Source organism: Halomicrobium sp. HArcht1-1 (assembly GCF_058933285.1).
On sequence record NZ_JBZYDL010000001.1, the window covers coordinates 1 to 21,900 of the forward strand.

At 64.9% G+C, this 21,900-nt stretch carries 13 protein-coding genes, 3 tRNA genes and 17 pseudogenes; 15 read left to right on the forward strand and 18 right to left on the reverse strand.

Annotation, left to right across the window (positions count from 1 at the left end):
* Positions 1 to 391: 391 nt before the first annotated feature.
* On the forward strand, positions 392 to 961 hold the full coding sequence (locus tag AC5FRZ_RS00005; RefSeq protein WP_493565064.1) for a 7-cyano-7-deazaguanine synthase: 570 nt from the start codon (positions 392 to 394) through the stop codon (positions 959 to 961).
* Between the two features lie 319 nt (positions 962 to 1,280).
* Here the strand turns inward: AC5FRZ_RS00005 and AC5FRZ_RS00010 are convergent, their stop codons facing one another.
* The 3 genes from AC5FRZ_RS00010 to AC5FRZ_RS00020 form a co-directional block, all read right to left on the reverse strand.
* Positions 1,281 to 1,934 (reverse strand): hypothetical protein, encoded by a 654-nt coding sequence (locus AC5FRZ_RS00010; protein WP_493563546.1) that lies wholly within the window; start codon positions 1,932 to 1,934, stop codon positions 1,281 to 1,283.
* Between the two features lie 1,581 nt (positions 1,935 to 3,515).
* Positions 3,516 to 3,591 (reverse strand) — tRNA-Ile (locus AC5FRZ_RS00015).
* Between the two features lie 121 nt (positions 3,592 to 3,712).
* Positions 3,713 to 3,785 (reverse strand) — tRNA-Asn (locus tag AC5FRZ_RS00020).
* A gap of 92 nt (positions 3,786 to 3,877) precedes the next feature.
* Here AC5FRZ_RS00020 and cca point away from each other — a divergent pair.
* A pseudogene (cca, locus tag AC5FRZ_RS00025) lies at positions 3,878 to 5,214 on the forward strand (CCA tRNA nucleotidyltransferase).
* Here the strand turns inward: cca and AC5FRZ_RS00030 are convergent.
* From AC5FRZ_RS00030 to AC5FRZ_RS00050, 5 genes and pseudogenes are all read right to left on the reverse strand, one after another.
* Positions 5,193 to 5,801, reverse strand: coding sequence for a hypothetical protein (locus AC5FRZ_RS00030; RefSeq protein ID WP_493563547.1), 609 nt, complete (start codon positions 5,799 to 5,801; stop codon positions 5,193 to 5,195). The pseudogene cca and the gene AC5FRZ_RS00030 sit on opposite strands and share 22 nt — an antisense overlap.
* 55 nt (positions 5,802 to 5,856) lie before the next feature.
* Positions 5,857 to 6,111: pseudogene (locus AC5FRZ_RS00035) on the reverse strand (histone deacetylase family protein); the annotation flags it as partial.
* A gap of 79 nt (positions 6,112 to 6,190) precedes the next feature.
* Positions 6,191 to 6,627: pseudogene (locus tag AC5FRZ_RS00040) on the reverse strand (histone).
* Between the two features lie 55 nt (positions 6,628 to 6,682).
* A pseudogene (locus AC5FRZ_RS00045) lies at positions 6,683 to 8,127 on the reverse strand (single-stranded DNA binding protein).
* A 203-nt stretch (positions 8,128 to 8,330) separates the two neighbouring features.
* Entirely contained in the window at positions 8,331 to 8,534 is a 204-nt protein-coding gene (locus AC5FRZ_RS00050) for a hypothetical protein (protein ID WP_493563548.1), read from the reverse strand.
* Positions 8,535 to 8,923: 389 nt separating this feature from the next.
* Here AC5FRZ_RS00050 and AC5FRZ_RS00055 point away from each other — a divergent pair.
* Positions 8,924 to 8,996, forward strand: a tRNA-Arg gene (locus tag AC5FRZ_RS00055).
* 103 nt (positions 8,997 to 9,099) lie between these two features.
* On the opposite strand, the gene AC5FRZ_RS00060 is transcribed toward AC5FRZ_RS00055, so the two are convergent.
* Positions 9,100 to 9,654 (reverse strand): phytanoyl-CoA dioxygenase family protein, encoded by a 555-nt coding sequence (locus AC5FRZ_RS00060; protein WP_493563549.1) that lies wholly within the window; start codon positions 9,652 to 9,654, stop codon positions 9,100 to 9,102.
* 80 nt (positions 9,655 to 9,734) lie between these two features.
* Between AC5FRZ_RS00060 and AC5FRZ_RS00065 the strand changes: the two genes are divergently transcribed.
* The 5 genes and pseudogenes from AC5FRZ_RS00065 (at position 9,735) to AC5FRZ_RS00085 (ending at position 11,328) form a co-directional block, all read left to right on the forward strand.
* Positions 9,735 to 9,881: a hypothetical protein gene (locus AC5FRZ_RS00065; protein WP_493563550.1), complete on the forward strand. Its 147-nt coding sequence runs from the start codon at positions 9,735 to 9,737 to the stop codon at positions 9,879 to 9,881.
* 87 nt (positions 9,882 to 9,968) lie between these two features.
* Positions 9,969 to 10,151 (forward strand): twin-arginine translocation signal domain-containing protein, encoded by a 183-nt coding sequence (locus AC5FRZ_RS00070; RefSeq protein ID WP_493563551.1) that lies wholly within the window; start codon positions 9,969 to 9,971, stop codon positions 10,149 to 10,151.
* A 107-nt stretch (positions 10,152 to 10,258) separates the two neighbouring features.
* Positions 10,259 to 10,381 (forward strand): hypothetical protein, encoded by a 123-nt coding sequence (locus AC5FRZ_RS00075; protein ID WP_493563552.1) that lies wholly within the window; start codon positions 10,259 to 10,261, stop codon positions 10,379 to 10,381.
* Between the two features lie 37 nt (positions 10,382 to 10,418).
* Positions 10,419 to 11,026 (forward strand): annotated as a pseudogene (locus tag AC5FRZ_RS00080) (DUF309 domain-containing protein).
* A 58-nt stretch (positions 11,027 to 11,084) separates the two neighbouring features.
* Positions 11,085 to 11,328, forward strand: a pseudogene (locus AC5FRZ_RS00085) (DUF8593 domain-containing protein).
* A gap of 87 nt (positions 11,329 to 11,415) precedes the next feature.
* Here AC5FRZ_RS00085 and AC5FRZ_RS00090 read toward each other — a convergent pair.
* Positions 11,416 to 11,538: pseudogene (locus tag AC5FRZ_RS00090) on the reverse strand (NAD(P)-dependent oxidoreductase); the annotation flags it as partial.
* Positions 11,539 to 11,633: 95 nt separating this feature from the next.
* Positions 11,634 to 12,395: pseudogene (gene azf / locus AC5FRZ_RS00095) on the reverse strand (NAD-dependent glucose-6-phosphate dehydrogenase Azf).
* 87 nt (positions 12,396 to 12,482) lie between these two features.
* On the opposite strand from azf, the pseudogene AC5FRZ_RS00100 reads away from it, so the two are divergent.
* The 5 genes and pseudogenes from AC5FRZ_RS00100 (at position 12,483) to AC5FRZ_RS00120 (ending at position 14,469) form a co-directional block, all read left to right on the forward strand.
* Positions 12,483 to 12,829: pseudogene (locus tag AC5FRZ_RS00100) on the forward strand (dihydroneopterin aldolase family protein).
* A gap of 61 nt (positions 12,830 to 12,890) precedes the next feature.
* Positions 12,891 to 13,028, forward strand: a pseudogene (locus AC5FRZ_RS00105) (DUF7544 domain-containing protein); the annotation flags it as partial.
* A gap of 158 nt (positions 13,029 to 13,186) precedes the next feature.
* On the forward strand, positions 13,187 to 13,324 hold the full coding sequence (locus AC5FRZ_RS00110) for a DUF7544 domain-containing protein (RefSeq protein WP_493565065.1): 138 nt from the start codon (positions 13,187 to 13,189) through the stop codon (positions 13,322 to 13,324).
* Positions 13,325 to 13,338: 14 nt separating this feature from the next.
* Entirely contained in the window at positions 13,339 to 13,899 is a 561-nt protein-coding gene (locus AC5FRZ_RS00115; RefSeq protein ID WP_493563553.1) for a DUF7544 domain-containing protein, read from the forward strand.
* 98 nt (positions 13,900 to 13,997) lie between these two features.
* Positions 13,998 to 14,469: pseudogene (locus tag AC5FRZ_RS00120) on the forward strand (DUF5790 family protein).
* A gap of 54 nt (positions 14,470 to 14,523) precedes the next feature.
* On the opposite strand, the gene AC5FRZ_RS00125 reads toward AC5FRZ_RS00120, so the two are convergent.
* The 5 genes and pseudogenes from AC5FRZ_RS00125 to AC5FRZ_RS00145 form a co-directional block, all read right to left on the reverse strand.
* Entirely contained in the window at positions 14,524 to 15,243 is a 720-nt protein-coding gene (locus AC5FRZ_RS00125; protein WP_153554692.1) for a creatininase family protein, read from the reverse strand.
* Between the two features lie 54 nt (positions 15,244 to 15,297).
* Positions 15,298 to 15,812, reverse strand: a pseudogene (locus AC5FRZ_RS00130) (DUF6789 family protein).
* Between the two features lie 169 nt (positions 15,813 to 15,981).
* Positions 15,982 to 16,890 (reverse strand): outer membrane protein assembly factor BamB family protein, encoded by a 909-nt coding sequence (locus AC5FRZ_RS00135; protein ID WP_493563554.1) that lies wholly within the window; start codon positions 16,888 to 16,890, stop codon positions 15,982 to 15,984.
* A gap of 450 nt (positions 16,891 to 17,340) precedes the next feature.
* A pseudogene (trpB, locus tag AC5FRZ_RS00140) lies at positions 17,341 to 18,492 on the reverse strand (tryptophan synthase subunit beta).
* Positions 18,493 to 18,562: 70 nt separating this feature from the next.
* Positions 18,563 to 19,085, reverse strand: a pseudogene (locus AC5FRZ_RS00145) (GNAT family N-acetyltransferase).
* A gap of 151 nt (positions 19,086 to 19,236) precedes the next feature.
* Between AC5FRZ_RS00145 and AC5FRZ_RS00150 the strand changes: the two are divergent.
* Both AC5FRZ_RS00150 and AC5FRZ_RS00155 read left to right on the forward strand, forming a co-directional pair.
* Positions 19,237 to 20,254, forward strand: a pseudogene (locus AC5FRZ_RS00150) (NADP-dependent oxidoreductase).
* Between the two features lie 237 nt (positions 20,255 to 20,491).
* Positions 20,492 to 21,074 (forward strand): annotated as a pseudogene (locus AC5FRZ_RS00155) (mechanosensitive ion channel domain-containing protein).
* Between the two features lie 8 nt (positions 21,075 to 21,082).
* Here AC5FRZ_RS00155 and AC5FRZ_RS00160 read toward each other — a convergent pair.
* On the reverse strand, positions 21,083 to 21,286 hold the full coding sequence (locus AC5FRZ_RS00160; protein WP_493563555.1) for a hypothetical protein: 204 nt from the start codon (positions 21,284 to 21,286) through the stop codon (positions 21,083 to 21,085).
* Between the two features lie 38 nt (positions 21,287 to 21,324).
* A pseudogene (locus tag AC5FRZ_RS00165) lies at positions 21,325 to 21,667 on the reverse strand (deoxyuridine 5'-triphosphate nucleotidohydrolase); the annotation flags it as partial.
* Positions 21,668 to 21,900 lie beyond the last annotated feature (233 nt).

Consider the following 21,900-nt stretch of genomic DNA (forward strand, 5'->3'; position numbering starts at 1 on the left):
CGCATATGACCTATGATGTCATTCATACGATCTCATTCAGCAGCCCAAAGCCACTGCCCAGACTAACGGCTTTTTCGATACCCCACGCCCACTAAGGACACGGTGAGCCTGTTCTCTGATGGATTAGACAGCGCGGGCGGAGTCAATCAGAACCAAGCTGAGAATATCAATAGCAAGTACGTGAGTCTAAATTATGGGAGTGGACTCGGAGCCCGTCACGAGGAACTGCAAAGACTACTTGATGTGAGACCTCACATCTTCCGAGCTCGATTACGAAGAAGAAACAAACGAGTACACGACGTTTTCTCGCGGATTCCTCCACTGGGTGTTTGCCGCAGCCACCGCAACCGCTCACCGCATCGAAGAAATCCGCGCATTCGAAACCGGACTAATGGCGCGATTTGCCATTCTCAACGAAGGTTGGCACACTACCCGAACCGTCTCACCAGTTGCAATCGACTTGTTCAACACCTTACTAACCGAGGAACTAAACTGGAATACGACCGTTCAAAACCCGTTCCTCAACGATACCAAACGTGAGGTCGTAAATCGTATTTCTAACGAAGCGGTTATTCGAACTACAGTCTCTTGCCCACACCACGGAAGACAAGGAAAGTACCAACTCGACAACTGTGGCCAATGTGTACCATGCATCATCCGCAACATTGCTATCCTCACCAGCAGATTCGACTTATCTACCAAAGACTTGAGCATCTGTGACTGGAGTACAATTGATTTCGAGGGACGAGAACTCCCAGACAAAACCCCATTTGAACTCCCCATCGAAACGATCGTGACACCTTCTTCCTCGCACTGGGCGAAATTTCACATCTCTGTCGCCTCCTCCGAGACAAAAGCACTTCCACAGTCGTCACGGAATACCCTAAACTCGCCTCGGAACAGACCTACGATTTACATTCTCGATTCGCCATCGAATTTACACAAACATTCGAAGAGTTAGCAGAAAGGAACCCCTCCGTAGAAGCGATACTGTGACCTGAAGAGACAGGAGTTCACCAGAGATCAAATCTACAGTGAATCGTTGATCGATGGTCGCAGTCATGGCATCGGGAGTCTCACTTCTGTATGACTCAAATTCAACTGTAGAGCTTAGCGTTCCACACATCAGCAGTGAGGGAATTGACATCGTCATTCAATATCGCAACCAATTGTCCCGATTGAGTGAACTTTCGAATGATCCTGGCAACTATAAATCAGGGTTGCTGATAAACAGATCTCGTATCAGGTCTCATCTATTGGTTCAGTTGAGGTATTCTTCTCTACTCTGAAGCAGATTCTTCCTTAACTGGTTCTACTGTCTTTAGTTCTGCTTCCACTTCGCCGCCAGCACGCCGGAACAATTGGGATAGGGCGCCTCCAAGCGTCATTCTGTTTACTTTCGCGTATCGATACCACAATTTTGGATAATTAGTCCATGACCAGAGGAAGTCAAGGAAATGCGTTATCCTCGAGACGATAGAATCGATATCAAGCTCCCTGGAGTACATCACGAGTGTAGTTCCAGCAAATAACCACGCCATCGCTGATGCTGTCCCAATTCCAGCGAATACGAAGTAGACACCCATCATCAGAATCGTTCCAATGGGTGTCTGAATGTTTGGGTCTGTGGTGAAATTAGATAGAGCAAACAGCATCCCGAAGACGCCCATTAAGACCCAGAGGGTGGCGAATATCGGGTCCAGTATACCCCAGGCGTAAGTTGAGGATCGATTGACGCGCTTAGAAACCCATCGAAGGCCTCGAACCATCGGGACAATTAGTATGAGCGTGGCAACCAGCATGATGCCCTTTGAGACAATCCACGAAATAATCGCCCCTTCGTCCCCTCCGAGTGAGAGCACGGTTGTAAACGCTATTAGGAGCGAAATAGCAGAAATAACCACTCCGAAAAGTCCAGTGAAACTGATAGCCACAGGCCCTTCTTTGCAGTCTCATGGAGGTCTTCAGCGTCTATCTGGAGAAGGTCAGATAGTTTATCTGTGACGGACACAGCTAAACCTCTATGCAGCGGGGGTAAATAATATTGTTCAAGTTGGGTATTCTATACATAGAAAATTCATCTACACTATCAAGCCGTCTAAGGAACTATAACTGGCTATAACGAAGAACTGCTGAAGTACATACGCGGTGACTCAGTTAACCAGGGGGCCGAAAGGAGATCACAGGCCGGCGAAGACCTGATACAGAATACCGACGCCCCAGAGTGAGAACCCGACAAACAGTCCGGTGAGCTTGAGACCAGACCAACTGAGAAGACCTCGCTCTGCTACCTTCTCAATCCTGGTTCGTACGTACCCTTCCGAGAGGAATAACAGATTCCGTGCAGCAATCGAGAGAAAGATTCCAGGGATGATGAAGAGTAGAATAGAGTAGATGACCCACGCCTGAGAGACGCTAGTCGAAACCGTACCGAACAGCCCTCAATGTTGATTACCCATACTGCTGCATTCACTACATCGCCAACTGACGATAGCTCGGGATTCGAGACGACTGCGTGGAGTTGATTCGGATAATTCAACTCCAGCCAGAGGAGGGTCGGCATGATAATCATAAAGAGGAGAGTACCTTTTCCAGCGAAATTGCGGAATTTCTCCCGCGCTTTATTCACCTCTTCCTCCGACGGCGGCCACGGGGAGTAACTGACTCCGTATCCGATTCGGGGTGTCGAGGGGTATGCTGGTTCCAGTAGTTCTTCGTCACGTCACGAACCCACAGTACCAGGCGAACCACGGAAACGGTCGCTACACTGAACATTCCGATGCCGGCTGAAATACTGTAATGAACCCGAGAGTGCTAATATGAGAGACGAGCCACGGAGCCTGTGTCGGCTATTACGGATACACTGCTGGCCCGTCTCGTAGCCTCGACCAGCATCAAGCCACCCCAACCTACGAATATTGTGAGCAGGAAAGCGTACCAGAACCCAATCCACTTCTCTACCGCGAGAGCGATACCAATCTGATTTGGTCTTCTGCCCACTGTTTGCCGTCCCGTATGTCGAGTACGATGTCCCGCACGATTCGGTTTACTCGACGTGTGAACGCGCACTGTCGAGAATCGTCTCGCCCAGCCCCGTCATGTTATCACGTAGAGTGGAATGGCCAAAAGTTGTTCCGGTGAAATAAAATGTGCGAGCATAGCAATCGTATTCAGCAGATGGTGTATGACATTGTGTTACCATCTATTAGTAGTTGCTGACTGCGATAGTTCATCATACTCTTTTTGCTGACTCAAATCAAGAGCACTCTCTTGTATTGGTAGATAACGTAGTCTGAAACACTCCTTCGAAATCTAATGTGTGAGAACTAATCAGCCATTGTGACTTTACCCTGCCTTCAGCGATCAGCGAAGGCATGACGACAGCGGCGCGCAACCATCGTTTGAATGAACTCCAGACGCGACCTGCGACCTGGACCCCACCCGAATCGAGAAAACGGCTGTATCAGACGTTGTGTGGCACGAAACCGTCGGCCACGAACCCTGCAAACTGTGGATGGGCCCTGGCGGATTTGAACCACCGCTCAATCGGTTATGAGCCGATCGCTTTGAACCAGACTAAGCTAAGGGCCCTGGTACGTTCGTATCCCACCGGCCGACAAAATTCTACCGTCTCCGGCAGCGGCGAGACACTCGCCACGGGCCGCTCGACGGAGGCTGAGCGACTGGCTCGGGGAGTCGACGACGGGAGAAGCGCCACCGCCAGGGCTCGAACCTGGGACAACCACGTTAACAGCGTGGTGCTCTACCAACTGAGCTACGGCGGCTCTGTCCCACCATAGCCCGAGTTGTTAAATAGGACTTTCGCTTTCCGTCGTCCATCGACACGCTTTCACGCACTCCTCGCAAAGCCGGGGGCATGAGCGACGAGGTCGACGCCGTGGTCGAGCGGGTTCGCGAGCGGGACCCCTGGCGACGACGAGCGCGCGGCGTTGCAGGCGGTCGCGGACAGACTCACCGAGCGGGCCGAGGACGCGATCGCGTCGTTGCCCGTCGACGCCCACGTCGTGCGGGTGGGCTCGACGGCGCGCGGGACGTGGACGGCGGGCGATCGGGACCTGACCTGTTCGTCTGTTTCCCGCCCGAACTCGACCGCGAGGAGTTAGAGGAGTACGGCTCTCGGTCGGCCACGCCGTGTTGCCGGCGGGCCACGAGGAGTACGCCGAACACCCCTACGTCAAGGGCACCGTCGACGGGTACGACGTAGATCTGGTCCCGTGTTACGACGTCGCCGACGCGGCGACGATCCAGTCGGCGGTCGACCGGACGCCGTTTCACACGCGCTATCTCGCCGAGCGACTCGACGAGACGCTGGCCGCGGACGTGCGGGTCTGCAAGCAGTTCATGAAGGCGATCGGCGTCTACGGCAGCGACCTCAGGACGGAGGGGTTCTCCGGCTACCTGACGGAGCTGCTCGTGCTCGAACACGACGGGTTCCGGCCGCTCGTCGAGCCGCGGCGGCGTGGACGCCGCCGGTGAAGTTCGATCCGGCCGACCACGGGCGGGAGAGCTTCGACGATCCGCTCGTCGTGATCGATCCCACGGACCCGAGCGAAACGTCGCGGCGGTGCTGTCAGCCACGCCTGGCGACCTTCCAGCACTACGCACGCGAGCGTGGCCGAGCCACGAGCGGACCTGTTCGAGCCCAGCGAGTCCGAGCCGGTCGACGCCGAGACAGTCCGGGCGTGGTTCGAGCGGCGGGGGACGACGCCGGTGGTGGTTCGACGCGCCGGATCTCGTCGACGATCGCTTCTGGCCCTGCTCGAACGGTCGCTGTCGGGAGTGACCGACGCCTTGAATCGGCGCGGATTCGACGTCCTCCGCTCGACGGCGTTCGCAGACGAGACGGCCGTCTTGCTGGCGGAACTGGAAGTAGCCGAGCGGCCCACGATAGAGCGCCACGAGGGGCCGCCGGTCCACGTCCGGGACCACGCAGCGGGATTCTACGAGAAGTACGCCGCCGCCGACGCGACGGGGCCGTACGTCGACGGGGATCGCTACGTCGTCGAACGCGACCGCGAGTTCGCGACGGCGTCGGCGTTCCTGCGAAGCGACGCGCTGTCGAACGTGGCGCTGGGGACACACGTCGCGTCGGCGCTCGAAGCGGAGTACGAGGTACTGGTCGGCGAGGCGGTCGCGTCCCTGGCAGGCGAGTTCGGCGTCGAACTCGCGGACTACGTCGACCCGAAGCCCTGATCGACCAGGGCGTCGAGCACGTCGCGGGCGTCCTCGCTGACCGACCCGTCGGGCTGTGAGGGCTGGTAGCCGTCGAAGACCTCGTGGACGGTGGTGAGGCTGTCGGTCAGGGTGTCGAGGCTGTAGCCGCCTTCGAGAACGAAACCGAGGCCGGCGTCACAGCGGTCGGTGCTCGCGCATCCGCTGGGTGATAAGTCCGTACCCTCCGAGGAGACCCGCATCCGGGAGATCGGATCGTGGCGATGGGCGTCGAAGCCGGCGCTGACCAGCAGGAGGTCGGGATCGAACGACTCGATCTCCGGGGCGATCGGCCGTCGACGGCAGCCAGGTAGTCGACGGTGTCGGCACCGGGGTCGTAGGGGACGTTGAGTGTCGTCATCGCGCCGTCGCCGGTTCCCGTCTCGTCGACGTCGCCGGTGCCGGTACAGGCCGTCTTCGTGGATCGACGCGTAGAAGATGTCGTCGCGGTCGTAGCAGATGTCCTGGGTCCCGTTGCCGTGGTGGACGTCCCAGTCGAAGATCGCGACCCCTCGGCACCCTCGTCGAGTGCCGACTGGGCCGCGACGACGGCGTTGTCGACGAAGCAAAGCCCATGGCGTCGTCCGCGACCGCGTGGTGGCCGGGCGGACGGCCCAGCGCGAACGGCGTCTCGCGGCCGTCGTCGCCCTCCAGCGCCGAGAGCGCCGCCCACTCGGCGAGGCCGGCACTGGCGAGTGCGGCCTTCCAGGTGTCCTCGACGGCGACGGTGTCTGCGTCCCAGTTGCCCCCACCATCCTGACAGAACGTCTTGATCTCCGCGACGTAGTCGGGATCGTGGACCTTGCAGATCAGTTCCTCGTCGGCGTCGCCCGCGGCGACGTACTCGACGCCGTGGTATTCCGCGAGACCCCGCCTGATCGCCCGGAGGCGGTCGGCACTCTCTGTGGCGCGGACCCGTGTCGTGGTCGAGGCAGACCTCGCGGTAGCCGAAGTTCATTCAGTAGTACTGCCGCAGTTCGAAGTACGTCTCGACGTCCTCGGCCTTGATCGTCCGCCGGTCGGCGTGGCGGGCGAGCGTCGCGGCGGCGGCCGCCACGTCGTCGGCGTACGCTTCGAGGATGTCGGCGAGTGCGACCCGGCGTCCATCGCGACCCGGTAGCTGTCGTCGATGTCGAGCCGTGCGATCCGGTCGACCGGCGCGACCGGCAGCTCCAGTTCGTCCTTGTCTCGGACGCCCTCGGCGTCGAAGTCCTCGGGCATCAAGGTCTTTCGTCCGTCCGCCGTCGCCGTCTCGGCGGCGGCGGCGGCCAGTCGTGCCCCGTACTCCTGGATCCGGCGAGCCAGTTCCTCGGCGGCTTCGGCACTGACACGCAACCCACCCGCGTTCCGCCGGATCACCGAATCGACCGGCGCGAACGGTAGCTCGACGCTCATACACAAAGGCGGGACTGTCGCAGCCTTAAGAGTTTCCGTAACTGCGCTCGGCGCGTCAGAACACGTCGTCGGCGTCGAGTCGGTCGTCTCGGAGGGTCCCGCGGGCCGTGACCTCCTGACCGAGCTGGACGCGTTCGGCCGTCTCGACGCTCATCGTCTCCTCGCCGTCGTCGAGTACGACCGGGTCGCCGGTCTGGACGACCGTCCCGGTGAACTCGATCGTCTCGCCGGCAGTGGTCTCGTCGTCGCTTTCGTCGGTCGCCGTGGCGGTGCCCCCGTCGGCGAAGTCGTCGAGCCCCGCCGAGGCGCTGCCGCCGTCGGCACTCGTGGCTCCGGTCGCCTGTCCCCCGCCACCAGCGCCGCCGTTGCCCGGAGCACTGGCGGCACCGTCGAGGACGACCACGGTCGACTGCCAGCCGGCCGACGCTTCCTTGTCGTCCTGCCAGCCGTCGTCGATCTCCACGTCGGCCGCGAGGATCTCGTCGCCCGGTGCGATCTCCTTGTCGGCCTTCTCGCCCCAGAGCGCGACGCGGATGTCGCCGGTCGCGTCCTGAATCCGGACGTTGCGAACCTGGCCCTCGCTGCCGTCGTCGCGGTCGAACGTCCGCTTCGGATCGGCCGAGCGAACGACGCCGGCGATGTCGACGGTCTCGCCGATCTCGACGTGCTCGATCGCGGCGGCGTCGGGCTCGAAGGCGACCGCCTCGTCGATCTCGTCGACGGCACCGTGGTCGCCGACGTGGAGTTCGAGACTCCCTTCGCGCTCGCGGACGTAGCCGTCGACGATCTCGACGGCCGTCCCGGGATCGATCTCTCGGCACGGTCGGCCCGGTCGTCCCACAGGGTCACCCGAACCCGACCGGTCTCGTCGCCGATCGTCAGGTTCGCGACCCGGCCCTCGCTGCCGTCGTCGCGGTCGAACGTCCGGATCGAGTCGGTGTCGAGGACCACGCCGCGCACGTCGACGTCGGACTGGCCCATGCTCAGGGCGTCGATGGTCGACCCCGCCGGGCTCGACGTCGACGGTCGCGTCCTCGTCGGGTTCGGCCTTGTCGACGGAGACCTCCAGCCCGTTGTACCCTCCTGGGCCGGCCGGCGACGCGCAACACGTCGCCCACGTCGAGTTGTCCTTCGTCGATCGACTCGGCTTCCTGGTCCCAGAACGCCAGCCGGACCGAGCCCGTCTCGTCGGCCGCCTCGACGTTGATCACGCGACCCTCGTTCGTCCTCGTCCTCGCCGTCGCCGTCCCGTTCGAAGGTGCGCAGATCGCCGACCGACATCACCTTCGCGATGAACTTCACCTCGTTCATCCCCGGCTCGATGTCGGCGACCGCGTTGACCTCGTTCTCGTTGAGTTCGTGTGCGAGCAACATCGCGGCGGTCTCCTCGTCTGCGAGCCCGCCCATCTGCTCGACCTTCTCCTCGACGGCCTCGCGGAACTCCTCCTCGGAGACCTCGTCCGTCTCGAGGTCCGCGTAGATGTCTCCTATCGCACCCATTGATGTACACAAGGCAAGGTTGGCCGCCGCTTAAGCGTTGTCGTTACGAGAACGCACCGCTCGCGTCCGGTGGTTTCCGCCCCTCGGCTCGGTAGCATAGCGGCGATGGGTCGCGTTCCGGGATAAACGCACGGACCGCCAGGGTGGTCACGCCGTCGCCGTCGCGACCGTCGCCACGCCCTCGTCGGTCTCGTGTGTGACCGTCACGCTCCCGGCAGGCCGTCGGAAAAGGTCGCCGTGACCCGGTACTCGATCTCGGCGATACACTGGACGACCGGACCGCTGTCGTCCCGTGGTTCGACACCGACGGCGACGGTCAGTTCGTCGTCGTCGGCGTCGTAGCTGGCCGCCGACAGGACTGCCGTCCAGCCGGGGTCCGGAGCCCAGATCGTTCCCGAGACGGCCACGTGCTCCCGAACGACACCGTCGCGTCGCTGGTCGTCTGGCCACAGTCGTTGCGCTGTACCACGATCGTCGCGTCGTCCAGTGTCGGAGTCATGGCTGTCTGGGTCGTCCGCTGTCGCCGGTCACCGCCGTCGCTGCCGGACACACAGCCCGCCAGCCCCGCCGCCCCGAGCCCGACGAGCCGGATCAGTGTCGTTCGACGGTTCACGTTCACCACGAGAACGGCTGAAAGTAATTAGCTTGTGGTCGTTCGTACGGTGGACGCCCTCGCCGCGTGGCCGTGGGACGCCTCGAGTCGCGTCGACGACGCCACGGCGACGACACTCGTGGTACCGTCCCGCAGTGCCCGATCGAACCGTAACCCTTTACAGCACCTCTTCGGTTAGAGTGAGTCCGGGTAGGGTAGTGGACTATCCTCTTGGCTTGCGGAGCCAGGGACCAGCGTTCAAATCGCTGTCCGGACGTTTTCCTTTCACTACACTGCGAGTGACGACTGTCCGTTCGTGCGACGACGAGAAGTGACGGGCGATATCGCTGTCAGGACGTTTTGCCGGTCAGAGAAACCACCTACACACAGCCGGGGAACTCTTCGCCCCGGATGTGGACGGAGTCCACCCAGTCGGGCCGGTCCTCGGCCGGCGTCGTGAACCGCGAGCGGGCGTCCATGTAGGACACGATGAGCGCGCGCCGCCACTGGTCGGTCGTGTTGGGGGCGGTGAAGTGTGGAACCAGGCAGTGAGCGAAGAGTGCGTCGCCCGGTTCCATCGGCACGGCGACGGCGTCAGAGCGGTCCACGTCGTCCTCGGCGATGACGATGTCCGTGTCGTAGTCGGCGGCCTCGTGGCCCAGCAGGCCGTCCGTGTGCGCGCCCGGCACGACGTTCATACAGCCGTTCTCGGTCGTCGCTTCGTCCAGCGCGATCCAGACGGTGACGTGGTCCATCGGCTGGATCGGGTAGTAGGCCGCGTCCTGGTGGAATCCCTTCTCGCTGCCGACCGCCGGTGGTTTGAACATCGCGGCGCTGCGCAGGAGCTTCAGGTTCGGCCCGAGCAGTTCGGCGGCGGTGTCCGTGATCGTGGCGTCGTGGGCGACCGAGCGGAACACGTCGTCGGTCTCGACCATGCCCAGCCCCTCGAACTTCCGTACCGCGTCGCCCGTGTGCTCGACCTCGATCTCGCCGCGCTCGACGGCCGGCTCGATCTGTGACTGGAACCCTCGACGGCGCGGTCGCCGTGAGTGTACGCTCGCAGGCGACGCTTCACGCGGTCGACCGTCTCGGCGTCGAGGGCGTCCTCGACGACGACGTAGCCGTCTCGCTGGTACTGTTCGAACTGCGCGTCGGTGAGTGACATGCCGTCGACTCTGTGGTACCACCAACTAATGCTTGCGGTCCCGGCCGACAGAAAGCACTTGTCCGGGCGGCCGGATCGACCGGCGTGAACAGACGTGCCTTCCTCCGAGCGGCCGGTCTCGGCGTCGCGACCCTCGCCGGCTGTGTCGAGTCGCCCGATCCCGACGTGACGCCGACCGCCGAACCGACGACGAGTCCCACCCCGCCGCCGGACGATCCGATCCTGCTGGTGCTCGCGAACGGAGCGGCGAGGCGACGGTCACCGTGACCGTCGCGCGGCGGGGAAACGATCTCCGAGGAGACGGTGTCGCTGGACGCAGACGAGCGGCGAGAACTCGACCCCGGTATCGACACGGCGGGCGAGTACGAGCCGCGGTGTCGGTCAAGGACGGCCCCGACCGGACCGTCTCGCTCCCGATCGACGCCTTCGACGTGCGCCAGGGGTCGAACGTGATCGTCGGACTCGGCGGCGACGTCGAGGTGCTGATCGAGGAGTAGACCCAGGCGTTTTGCCCGCCGGGATCGAAGCCCGTGCATGCGCGATCACCTGCGGGCGGGCGTCGCGATCTACAACGAGGGCCGGTACCACGCGGCCCACGACGCCTGGGAGGACCACTGGCTCGACCTGTCCCAGGGGACCGACGACGAGCGACTACTCCACGGGCTGATCCAGTTCACCGCGGTCGTCCACCACCTCGACGACGGGAACCACCCGGGGCCACGGGGCTGGCCGAGAGCGGTCGGGCGTACCTCGCCGACCTGCCGGCGACGTATCGAGGGATCGAACTGGACGCCGTCCGGTCGTTCCTCGGTCGCGTCGCGACGGCCCCGCGGGAGGTGACACCGGACGACGCACCGCCGCTGGTCTACGAGGGCCAGCGGTTGACCTACGACGATCTTGACTTCGCGGCGACGGCCGTCGCCGCGAGAGTCCTGGCCGAAGGCGAGGACGAGCACGCCGTCGACGCCGGCATCGAGTACGCCCGCGAGGAGGTCGCCGCCGACGAGAGTGGTCCCTACACCGGACTGATCTTCGCGTTCGTGCGCGAACCCGACCGCCGGCCGATCGTCGCGACCAGACTCGGCGAACACGTCCAGCGCCGCGAACACCGCGAATCGGACGTCGACGGGCTGTTCGAGTGATACTGCCGCCCTCCCCTTCGAGAAGATTCTTGTAGGACGGCGATGCAGTACAGATGCTATGTCAGTTCTATCGACAGCAGACGAGGGAAGTTCCTGATGGACAACGAAGCCGAGCAGATCGGCGTCGTCACCGAAGTCGACCCCGACGAGCAGGTGGCCTACGTCGAGCCGGACCCGGCATCGCCGAGAGCGTGATCCAGGGCTTTGGCTTCGGCGACGCCGACGAAGACGACATCGAGGTCCCCGCCGACTCCGTCGAGACGGTCACCGACACGGAGTTGCGCGTCGCGATCGATCTGTGAGCCCGCCGCGCCGAGCGGTGTGACAGAGGTCGTCTCGTTCAGCCGTCGTGACCATCAGCGTCGGTCACCGGGAGCGAAAAGAAGGCTTCAGCCGTCGGTCTCGACCCGCTCGCTGCCGTCGAAGTGCGCGGAGTTGTCCCGCGGTTCGTAGCCAAGCACCTCTTTGGCTCGCTCCAGCGAGTAGTACTTGCGGTCGTTGTCGGAGACACCGACAGACTCACCCGTTCGTCTGTCGAGCTCTGCTCGCTCCGCTCGCGAGGATGCCGTAGACGATCTCGACCCGCTCTCCGGGCGCGCTGTGGACCTCACTCCGCCCCGGCTACGCGCTCCTCGCCGTCGAAGTGCGCGGAGTTGTCCCGCGGTTCGTAGCCCAGCACCTCTTTGGCCCGCTCCAGCGTAGTACTTGCGGTCGTTGTCGGAGATGCCGTAGACGATCTCGAAGTCGTAGTCGGCGACGAGGGCCCGGTCGTGGATGTGGGCACAGTCGCGGTAGGAGAGCCACATGGCCTGCCCGCGCTCGTAGTCGATCGGCGGGTGTCCCTTCGTGAGGTTGCCGATGCGGACGTTGCACACGTCGATCCCGTACTCGTCGTGGTAGTACCGGCCGATGACCTCGCCCGTGGCCTTCGAGACGCCGTAGAGGTTCCCCGGCGGGGGAACTCGGAGCCGTCGAGACGGAAGTCGTCGTGCGTGCGATACAGGTCGGGCTTGCGCTCGTCCTCGTAGGCCCCGACGGCGTGGTTCGAGGAGGCGTAGACGAACCGCTCGACCTCCTCGTCGATGGCCGCCTCGTACATCTTCTGGGTGCCGTCGATGTTGTTCGCCAGCACGGAGTTCCACGGCGCGTCGGGTCGTGGATCTCCGGCGAGGTGGATGATCGCCCCGACGCCCTCGACGGCGGCCCGAACGTCCTCGTCGTTCGCCACGTCACCGACGACGTAGTCGTGATCGGGCTCCTCGACGGGCGGACTGTGATACATGAGCTTCCACTCGTAGTCGTCTTCGAGCCCACCGAGGATAGCCCCAACCGCACCGCCAGCGCCCGTGAGCAGAACAGGCTCGTTCATTCAGGTAGATGCTACGGCGGGGGCGATACGTACCTTGCGGTTTCGGCGCTCTCTCGACAGTCTTTCGTCAGGTCCCCACCGACGGGTATGGACCCGACAGATCCACAGGTCGCGTGCTTCGAGGCGGGCGTGAAGTTCGGCTCGCTGTACCACCAGTTCGCGGGGACGCCGATCAGCCCAGACAGCGCCGACTCGCTGGCGGCGGCGATGGCCGAGGCCATCGAGAACCAGCCCCACTGCGAGGACGTGCGTGTCGACATCCGCGAGGAGGCGCTCCGTGCAGAGATCGAGGCGCAGTCGGCCGACTACACCGAGTTCACCGTCGGTAGGTAGAGATGACTATCGACTACGAGGGCGTCGCCGTCGAGACGAGCATGCGGATGGACGGCGACTATCCGCTGATGGCGGTCGACGACGTGGCCGCCCCCGAGTAGCGTCCGCGAGGTGTGTTCGAAAAGCGATAATTTTAGTGCCGTCGTCGCTGTACCGTCGTACATGGGATACGCTGCCCTGGATGCTATCGACGACGCAATCGAGGCCACGAAGGGGTTCCTCCTCCCCTTCGATCGCGGAACGTGGCTTCGTCTCGCAGTGATCATGTTCTTCGTCACCGGCGGCGGTGGCGTCCTGAACAACGCAAGCAACGTACCGCAGTTCGCCGGCAACGGTGACCTCGGGACCGCGCCGAGTGCCGGAGCAGGGAGCGTGACGCCCGACGCCGCGATCGGCCTACCGTCGCTCTCATCGGGGTTGCCGTCCTGTTTGCCCTCCTGCTGCTGTTTGCTTCGCCGATCATGGAGTTCGTCTTCGTCGAGTCGCTGTTCGAGCGCGAGGTCCACGTCCGGCGGTACTTCTCGCGCAACGTCGGCAACGGCCTCCGGCTGCTTGGCTTTCAGGTCGCGATCGTCCTCGCCGCGGGGTGTTCGTAGTCGGACTGTTCCTGGTGGGACTGCTGGTCGCTGGCGGCGTCGACAACGTCGCGGCGTCGCTGGGCCTGTTCGCGTTGGCGATCCCGTTGATCGTGCTCCTGGTGATCGGCACCGGGATCGTCAACGGGTTCACGACCGTGTTCGTCGTCCCCATCATGCTGGCGGAGGACCGCGGCCTGCTCGCTGCCTGGAGTCGGCTGTGGTCGTCGATCACCAGTAACCTCGCGGAGTACCTCGTCTACCTCGTCGTCAGCGTGTTACTGGGGATCGGCGTCGGGATCCTCGGCAGCATCGTCATGCTGTTCGCGCTCGCGCTCGTGGCGATTCCGTTCGGGCTCGTCGCCTTCGGCGTCTACACGTTCGCGGCGTTCAGTACGGCCGCGATCGCGGTCTATGCCGTGCTCGGACTGGCCTTCTTCGTGGTGGCGCTGCTCGTGGGCGGACTCGTACAGGCACCGCTCCAGTCGTTCCTGCGCTACTACGCGATGCTGGTGCTCGGCGGCGTCGACGACGATCTCGACCCGATCCCCGAGGTTCGCGAGGAGTTGCGAGCCGACGAAACCACGGTCCGGTAGCGTCTTTCGGTTTCGTCGCACCTGGACCGCTACCCGCTTGCGGTTACACTTTCACTTTCAGGCGGGCTTTTAATTCCCCGCCGTGTGAACACGTGACCATGAGCCAATCGACGCTCGACGACGACGAACTGTTCGGCGAGGCCGCCTCCGAGATGCGCGACGACGTCGAGGCCTCACTCGACGAAGCACGCGCGGTCCTCCGGTGGCCGACGACATCTGGGACGTCGACGCCGACAACACGCTGGGCGTGCTCAACGCACTGAAAGGCGCACTCGACGTGGAAGACGCCGAAGAACACCTCAGAGACGCCAAGAAGTGGTACACGATGGGCGAGCGTGCCGACGCCTTCGAGGACGCCGGTGACCTCGAAGAAGACATCGCCGCGCTCGAAACGCTGCTCGAAGACGTGGAGACGGCCCGCGAGCAGGTGGGCGAGCTGACGAGCACGATCCCATTGCTCCGGGGACCCTCGAAGAGTTCGCCGAAGACGCGGACGAGGAGACCGACGACGCCGAGGCCGACGCCGACGCAGACGCCGAGGCAGAAGCCTGCGGCTATAGTAGCCAGTGAAAATCGATGCACACCCGATCGCACGACAGCAGTGCGATCGGTGTGTCGATCGTTTCAATTGGTACTATCGCGGTCTCTGACACTCGCCAGCACGTCCGCCAGCGCCTCGCTCGCCGCGTCGAGCAACGCCGCGCCGCGGTCGGCACTCGCCGCTCGCGGATCGCCGACCGTCCCGTTCTCGCTGAACTCGTCGGTGTCGTAGGCCAGATTGACGCCGTGTTCGAACTCGCCCCACGAGTCGGCGGCGTCGGCCGCGCTGGCTTCGAGGCGGTCGCTCCGGACGAGTTCGGGGTCGGTCGCCAGGAGGAGGCTCGTCTCGACCGGGCCGCCGTGGCCCATGTCCGGCGCGTCGACGGCGTCGAACCAGGTCAGCGGGACCGCGTAGGCCGTCCCGTCGCGGGTGACTCGCCCGCAGATCTCCCGGAGCGCGTCGACGTTGCCGCCGTGGCCGTTGACGACGACGACCCGATCCCAGCCGTGGCTGGCGAGGCTCGCGATCGTCTCGCCGACGTAGTCCCGGAAGGTGTCCTCGCCGACCCACAGCGTCCCAGCGAAGTGGCGGTGTTCCTCGGCGACGCCGACCGGGATCGCGGGCGCGACGACGACCTCGCCGTCGTAGGCCTCGGCCCCGGCTTCGGCGACGGCCTCGGCCGTGAGAACGTCGGTCCCCAGCGGGCCGTGGGGGCCGTGCTGTTCGGTGCTGCCGACCGGGAGGACGGCCAGGTCCGTGTCGAGATCCGCGGCGTCGGTCCAGGTGGCCTCGGAGAGGTGCATACGCGTGTGTGGCCGGCGAGGGAGACAAGCGTACCGCTCTCGGCCGCCGCGAGATCAGACGATCGAGTTGGGCCGGGTCCGGAAGTACTCGAAGACGAGTCCGAGGCCGACGCCGTAGACGACGTGTGCCAGCAGCGTCAGGACGGCGTAGCCGACGAGCGCGAGGCCGGACTGGCCGGTGTAAAAGCCCAGTACGAAGCCGGTCCAGATCGCGAACCCGAAGAACGCGCCGCTGACCGGGTCTCGACGACCGGGCAGGTACTCCTTCAGCGAGGCGTACAGCAGCGGCCAGGGGCCATCCCACCGGCGAGGAAGATGAGATAGCCCGCGAGGATCGGTGGGACCAGTTCCTCGATACCGACGAGTTCGGTCAGCAGCGCGAACGCCGACCGTTCGAAGACGCCGAGACTCTCCGCGATGAGGAAGACGACCGTCGACAGCGCCGTCCCGACGAGCCCGCCCGCCGCGCCGACGACGCCGTCGCCGACGATACCGATCAGGCTGTCGAACTCCTCGGTTTCGCTCAGTTCGTCGACCGGATCGTCGACGCCGTGCGATGGACCAGACATGCCGTGGTATACCGTACCAAGCAGTAAAAATCCCCCGAACGTGTTAGACGGTTCACGAGTTTGCCGGAGATCGGGCGCGAGAGTTCGAAGGGGTCGGACCGTCGGCCGTTCGTCTGTGGCCCGCGTCGTCACCCGGAAGGGCGAGTCGTCCCGCAACGTATCGGCGGTGTCACTCCGGAACGTCTCCGATGGCGACGAGGCCGTCGGTGCTGCTGGTCGCGAAGAACACGGCACCGTCGGCGAGGATCGGTCCGATCGAGGGCGTGTGGAAGCCGTCCATCACGTAGTCCCAGCGCGCCTCGCCCGTCTCGCGGTCGAACGCGGTGATCGTCCGGTCGGTGGACTCGCCGCCGTCGGCCATCGCGACCACGGTCTCGGTCCCGACCGAGAAGCCGTCGGTGTACACCCACTCGTCGTAGTGCCACCGGGTCGTTCCGTCGGCGATGTCGACGGCGGTGAGTCCGTCGTCGCTGGTCACGAACGCCGTCGTGCCGTCGGTAGCGACCGTCGCGTCGAAGGTCGTCCCGTCGTAGTCGAACGAGTGGAGTTCGCTGCGGCGGTCGCCCGTCTCCCGGTCGTGGACGACGAGCGTCCGGTCGTCGACGACGAGGAGGCCGTGGTCGGTCACGACCGGCGCGCTCGGGGCTCGTCCGTCGAGCGAGCGCGTCCAGCGGACCGATCCGTCGGCGAGCGCGAGCGCGGCGAGCGTGTCTGTCCCGTCGACGCTGCCGACGGCGTAGATCGTCCCGTCGGCGATGGCGGGTGTGACCCGCTGGCCCGGCAGTTCGGGCGCTTTCCAGCGCCGTTCGCCGTCCGTCGCCCCGAACGCCTTGAGGCCGTCGGCGTACGGAACGACGATCGTCCCAGACGCCGCGACGGCGAGCAGTTGCGCAAGCGACGTGTCGATCCTCGACGGCGCGCTCCCAGTCGACGCCCCTCCTGTCGGTCGAGGGCGACGAGGCCGGAGTCGTGTGCGACGACGAACCGGCCGTCGACGAGGGCGCGTCCGTGACGGCCTCCCTGTCGAGCGTCGTGCGCCACTGTTCGGTGCCGTCCTGTGCGTCGAGCGCGATGGCACTGCCGTCGTTGCTGGGATCGAAGTTCGTCGTGTAGATCGTGCCGTCGGCGATAACCGTCCCAGCGCGTGAACGCCGAAGACGTCCACGCGAAGGCCGCCCGCGAGGGCGCGGAGACGGCCGGGGCGAACGTGTTGGCGGCGTCCGCCCCGTGCTGTGTCCAGGAACCGCCGGGGACTCGGGCAGTGGCGTGTTCCCCGCTCGTCCACGGAAGCGCCGACAGGCATCCAGAGAGGGCCGCCGTGCCAGCGCAGGTCGTCGTCAGGAACGTCCGTCGATCCATACAGCGCTTGAAATAATATTTTGATAAATCCGGCGGAATCGAACAGCGGAGCCGCGACAGCGGGCGGCGAAGTCGGCCACCCGGCAGTGTCATACTGCCGGCTGTCGCTGTTTCGAGAGAGCGCGACCACGGGGTCGCGAAATGCTGCACAGACGGACAGCCGGCAGTATCAGGCGAGATCGAACTGCTCTGCGGCCTGTGCCATGTCCTTGTCGCCCCGGCCGGAGAGGTTCACGAGGATCGTCTCGTGGTCGCCGTCCTCGGCCAGTTGCTTCGCGAGCGCGAGGCCGTGGCTCGTCTCCAGTGCGGGATGATTCCCCGGACTCGGAGAGTTCGCGGAACGCGTCGAGCGCTTCCTCGTCGGTGATTCCGCGGTACTGTGCGCGGCCGAGTTCGCGGAACATGGCGTGTTCCGGGCCGACGCCGGGGTAGTCCAGGCCCGCCGAGACGGAGTGGACAGACACGTCGTCGTCGATGACCCGCGTCTTCATCCCGTGGAGGACGCCCTCGGAGCCCGCCGCGAGCGGCGCGGCGTGGCGCTCCGAGTCCGCGCCCTCACCGCCGCCCTCGCCGCCGTAGAAGGCCACGTCGTCGTCCCGGAAGGCGTGGAACAGCCCCATCGCGTTCGATCCGCCGCCGACACAGGCCACCGCGGCGTCGGGCAACTCACCCGTGCGTTCGCGGAACTGCTCGCGGGCCTCCTCGCCGATGACGCTCTGGAAGTCCCGGACCATCCGCGGGAACGGGTCGGGGCCGACGACACTGCCCACGAGATAGTGGGTGTCGTCGACGTTGTGAGCGAAGTCCTCCAGAGCGACGTCGACGGCCTCGGCCAGCCCCTCCTCGCCCTGGGTCACTTCGTTGACTTGCGCACCCATCAGGCGCATCCTGAAGACGTTCATCCGCTGGCGCTCGACGTCTTTCTTGCCCATGTAGATCTCCGTGTCGAGGTCCAGCAACGCGCCGGCCATCGCCGTCGCCGTGCCGTGCTGGCCCGCGCCGGTCTCGGCGATCAGTCGCTCCTTGCCGGCCTGTTTGGCCAGCAGCGCCTGTCCGAGCGTGTTGTTGATCTTGTGGGCCCCGCCGTGGAGCAGGTCCTCGCGCTTGAGGAAGATCTCCGCACCCCAGCGGTCGCTGAGCGTCTCCGCGTGAAACAGGGGCGTCGGTCGCCCGGCGAACGATTCGAGCAGGTCCCGGAGCTCCGTCTGGAACGCCGTCGTCTCTCGAATGTCGTCGTAGGTCGTCGCGAGCTGTTCGAGCGGTGCTACCAGCGGATCGGGACGTGGCGGCCGCCGTACCCCGCGAAGTCGCCGTCAGACATATGCGGACCCTCTACCGCCCGCGGTCTTAAATCTTCTATCGTGAGACAGCCCGCCGCGACGGCGGCGCGCTCACAGCGTCTTCTCGAAGTGGATCGGCCGTACTCGCCCTGTACCGAGCGGTCGACCTCGCGATAGCCCGCAGCGGGGTAGAACCGTGCCGCCGCTTCCTGCCGGACGGCCGTCGTCGCCAGCAGCGTCTCGGAAACCTGCTGGGCCGCCCGTCGTTCGAGAGTCGCCAGCAGGTCTCGGCCGTGGCCACGGCCCTGCATCGGCGGGGCGACGCGCATCCGGTGGAGTTCGGCAGCGCCGGGGACCGTTCGCTCGTCGTCGTGGCCCGACTCCGAGGGCAAGAGCCCGCCCATCGCGACCACCGGCCCGTCGAAGGTCTCGGGGACGGCGACGTCGCTGTCGTCCTCGCCGTCCCCGATACCGACCAGAAACTCCCCGCCCGCGTCGAGGTACTGCGTCTCGATCGCCCGGAGGTCGTCGGTGCCAGGCACGTCCGCCGGATCGGTGCCGGCGACCCGCATCGCCCACTCGTGGAGCCCCAGACGGCGTGGGCGTCTCGCGGGTCGTACTGTCGGAGGGTCAGCCGCTCGCCATCGCTCTGTCAGGGAGTGTTCGGCGAGTGGCTTCAGAGTGCCGACCGGCGCTGGGCAGTGATTCACTTCCCGCCCAACAACGCACACAAACGGACGTGCGGTGTCCGAAGCCACTTCCGGGTGCCCGCCGAAGTGAGGCCGATGTCAGACACCAACCGCGTCTTCTTGCTTGCGGAGCGACCCGACGGACGACCGGACGAGGACACCTTCGAGCTGGCAGAGCGCGACGTGCCGACGCCAGGCCCCGGCGAAGCACTCGTCCGGACGCTGTACCTCTCGGTCGACCCTACATGCGCGGTCGGATGGACGCCCGCGAGTCCTACGCCGATCCGTGGGGCGTCGGCGATCCGATGGAGGCCGCCGTCGGGGAAGTCGTCGAGTCCAACGGCGCGGGCCTCGAAGCGGGGACCGTCGTCACGGGTGAACTCGAATGGGCCGACTACGCAACCGCGCCGGGGACGGAGCTGTACCCCATCGACCCCGAGCTGGCCCCGATCTCGACGGCGCTGGGCGTGCTGGGCATGCCCGGCCGAACGGCGTACTTTCGGGGGACTAAAGAGATCGCACAGCCGACCGCGGGCGACACGTTCGTCGTCAGCGGCGCGGCGGGCGCGGTCGGCTCGGTCGCCGGCCAGATCGCGGGCCTCCAGGGCGCTCACGTGGTCGGCTTCGCCGGCTCCGACGAGAAGGTCCAGTTCCTCGAAGACGAACTCGGCTTCGACGCCGGGATCAACTACAAGGCCACCGACGACTACGGAGCGGCACTCGACGAGGCGGCCCCGGCGGCGTCGACGCCTACTTCGACAACGTCGGCGGCCCGATCACCGACGCCGTCTTCACCCGACTCAATGTCGACGCTCGCGTCGCCGTCTGTGGGCAGATCTCCCAGTACAACGCGACCGAACTCCCGACCGGCCCGCGCAAGCTGGCGACGCTGGTCGAGAAACGCGCCACCGTCGAAGGGTTCCTCGTCGGCGACTACCAGCCCCCGCTTCGAGGCCGGCGACCCGCCCGGCTGGGCGGGTCCAGACCGGCGACGTCCAGTACCGCGAAACCGTCACCGAGGGCCTGGAGAACGCCCCGACGCCTTCCTCGGCCTCTTCGAGGGCGAGAACATCGGCAAAAGAGCTGGGTGAAAGTCGCCGAGCGGGACGCCTGACACAGCCGCAGTCGTCCGACAGCGGTTCGCGCCTCGTCACGACACATCGCGGGACCGTGCCGACCGTCACGGAGCGTGCGCCGCTGGCGTCGCGTGATACTGCCGGTTGTAACTTCGTGACGATCTTCGCCACCCCGGGTGGCGAAATCGTTCACAGATGTACAGCCGGTAGTATGAGGAGTCGGCTCGCTCGCCGACACCCCCACGCTCTTTCGGGCGTGAGGCGTAGTCGAGGCCATGTTGCAAGAAGCGACGCAAGCGCCGACCGTCGAGCCGTCGACGAGCGCCATCCTCTCGGAGTTCGTCGACGGGATCGTCGCGGCAGTGCCGCGGCTGCTGTCGGGACTGCTTCTTTCTCGTGCTCGCCTATCTCACGATCAAGCTCGTACTGGCGGTCGTCCGGTCGGTCGTCGATCGGCTCTACCGGGACGAGGAGCAGCTAATCGTCGACCTCGTGGTCACCGTCGTCGGGATCTTCCTGTGGTTCGGGGCGATCCTGGGGCTCCTGAAGGTCGTGGGCTGGGCGATGTCGCTGCCAGCCTCGGCACCGCCAGCGGCTTCATCGGGCTGGGTGTCGCGTTCGCACTCAAGGAGATGATCGCCGACACTGTCGCAGGGTGTACCTCCTGCAAGACGAGGACTTCTCGGAGGGAGACCGCGTCGAGACCGCGTCGGTGACGGGCCGGCTCGTGAGTATCGACCTCCGGAAGACCCGGATCGAGACCGACGAAGGGAACTCGTGGTCGTCGCCAACCGCGACGTCGAGAAGCGCTGGACGCGCCACGCTCGGGCCGACCAGGACCTCGATGCGGGCCGCTGAGGCGCGGACTACGCGAAGTGCGATTCGGCGTCGGCTTTCGCTCGATCGACGACGAACGCCTCGGCCTGGGTCATCGCCCGCAGCGCCTCGTCGGTGTAGTCGACCGTGATCGACGGGAGCGCGCGTGCCAGCCCGCCCAGCAGGTCGCCGGGGTCGATGTCGATAGTCAGTGCGTAGGCCTCGGGCGAGGCGTGCAGGTTCGGTGAAGGCAAACTGGGCGTCGATCAGGTCCGTCGTCGCCTCCCAGTCGTAGGCGGTCGCCGCGGCCCTCGTACGGCGTCCCAGACGGCAGTGTGGAGCAGCAGGAGTTGCGCATCAGCGACGAGCGCGGGTAGACGAAGCCGACGTGGCCCTCCGGGGACGGCGACCCGTTCGCCGTACTCTGACGTGTCGCGCCGGTTTCGAGCCGGTAGACGTCGTCGTCGCTCGATCTCGGTCCGGTCACCGACGTGCTTTGTCGCCGCGTTCGATCCGACCCGGCTCGACCTGTTCGGACACCGCCGCGAGCGTCAGGTCGACGCCGTTTGGCTGGACCCTTGTTCGGGTCGCAGGTCACCCAGCGCCTCGGCGACGAAACGTCCGCTCTTGTACATGCCCGATCGGTCGGTAACCAGCGTCATGAGCCTTCCGAGACCGCCACGTCGAACCGAGGGACGCGAGACGGATCCGGATGAACAATGGTTCGGATTTCCCGAGCAGTATCGAACGATCGGCAAAGATCCTCGGCGAGAGTCGCGAGAAACTGAGCAGATCCGGTGGCTTACCGGCGCAAAGGCCACAATTCGGCAGACACCGCTCGAAAACTCGCGGGAATACGCGGGATTTA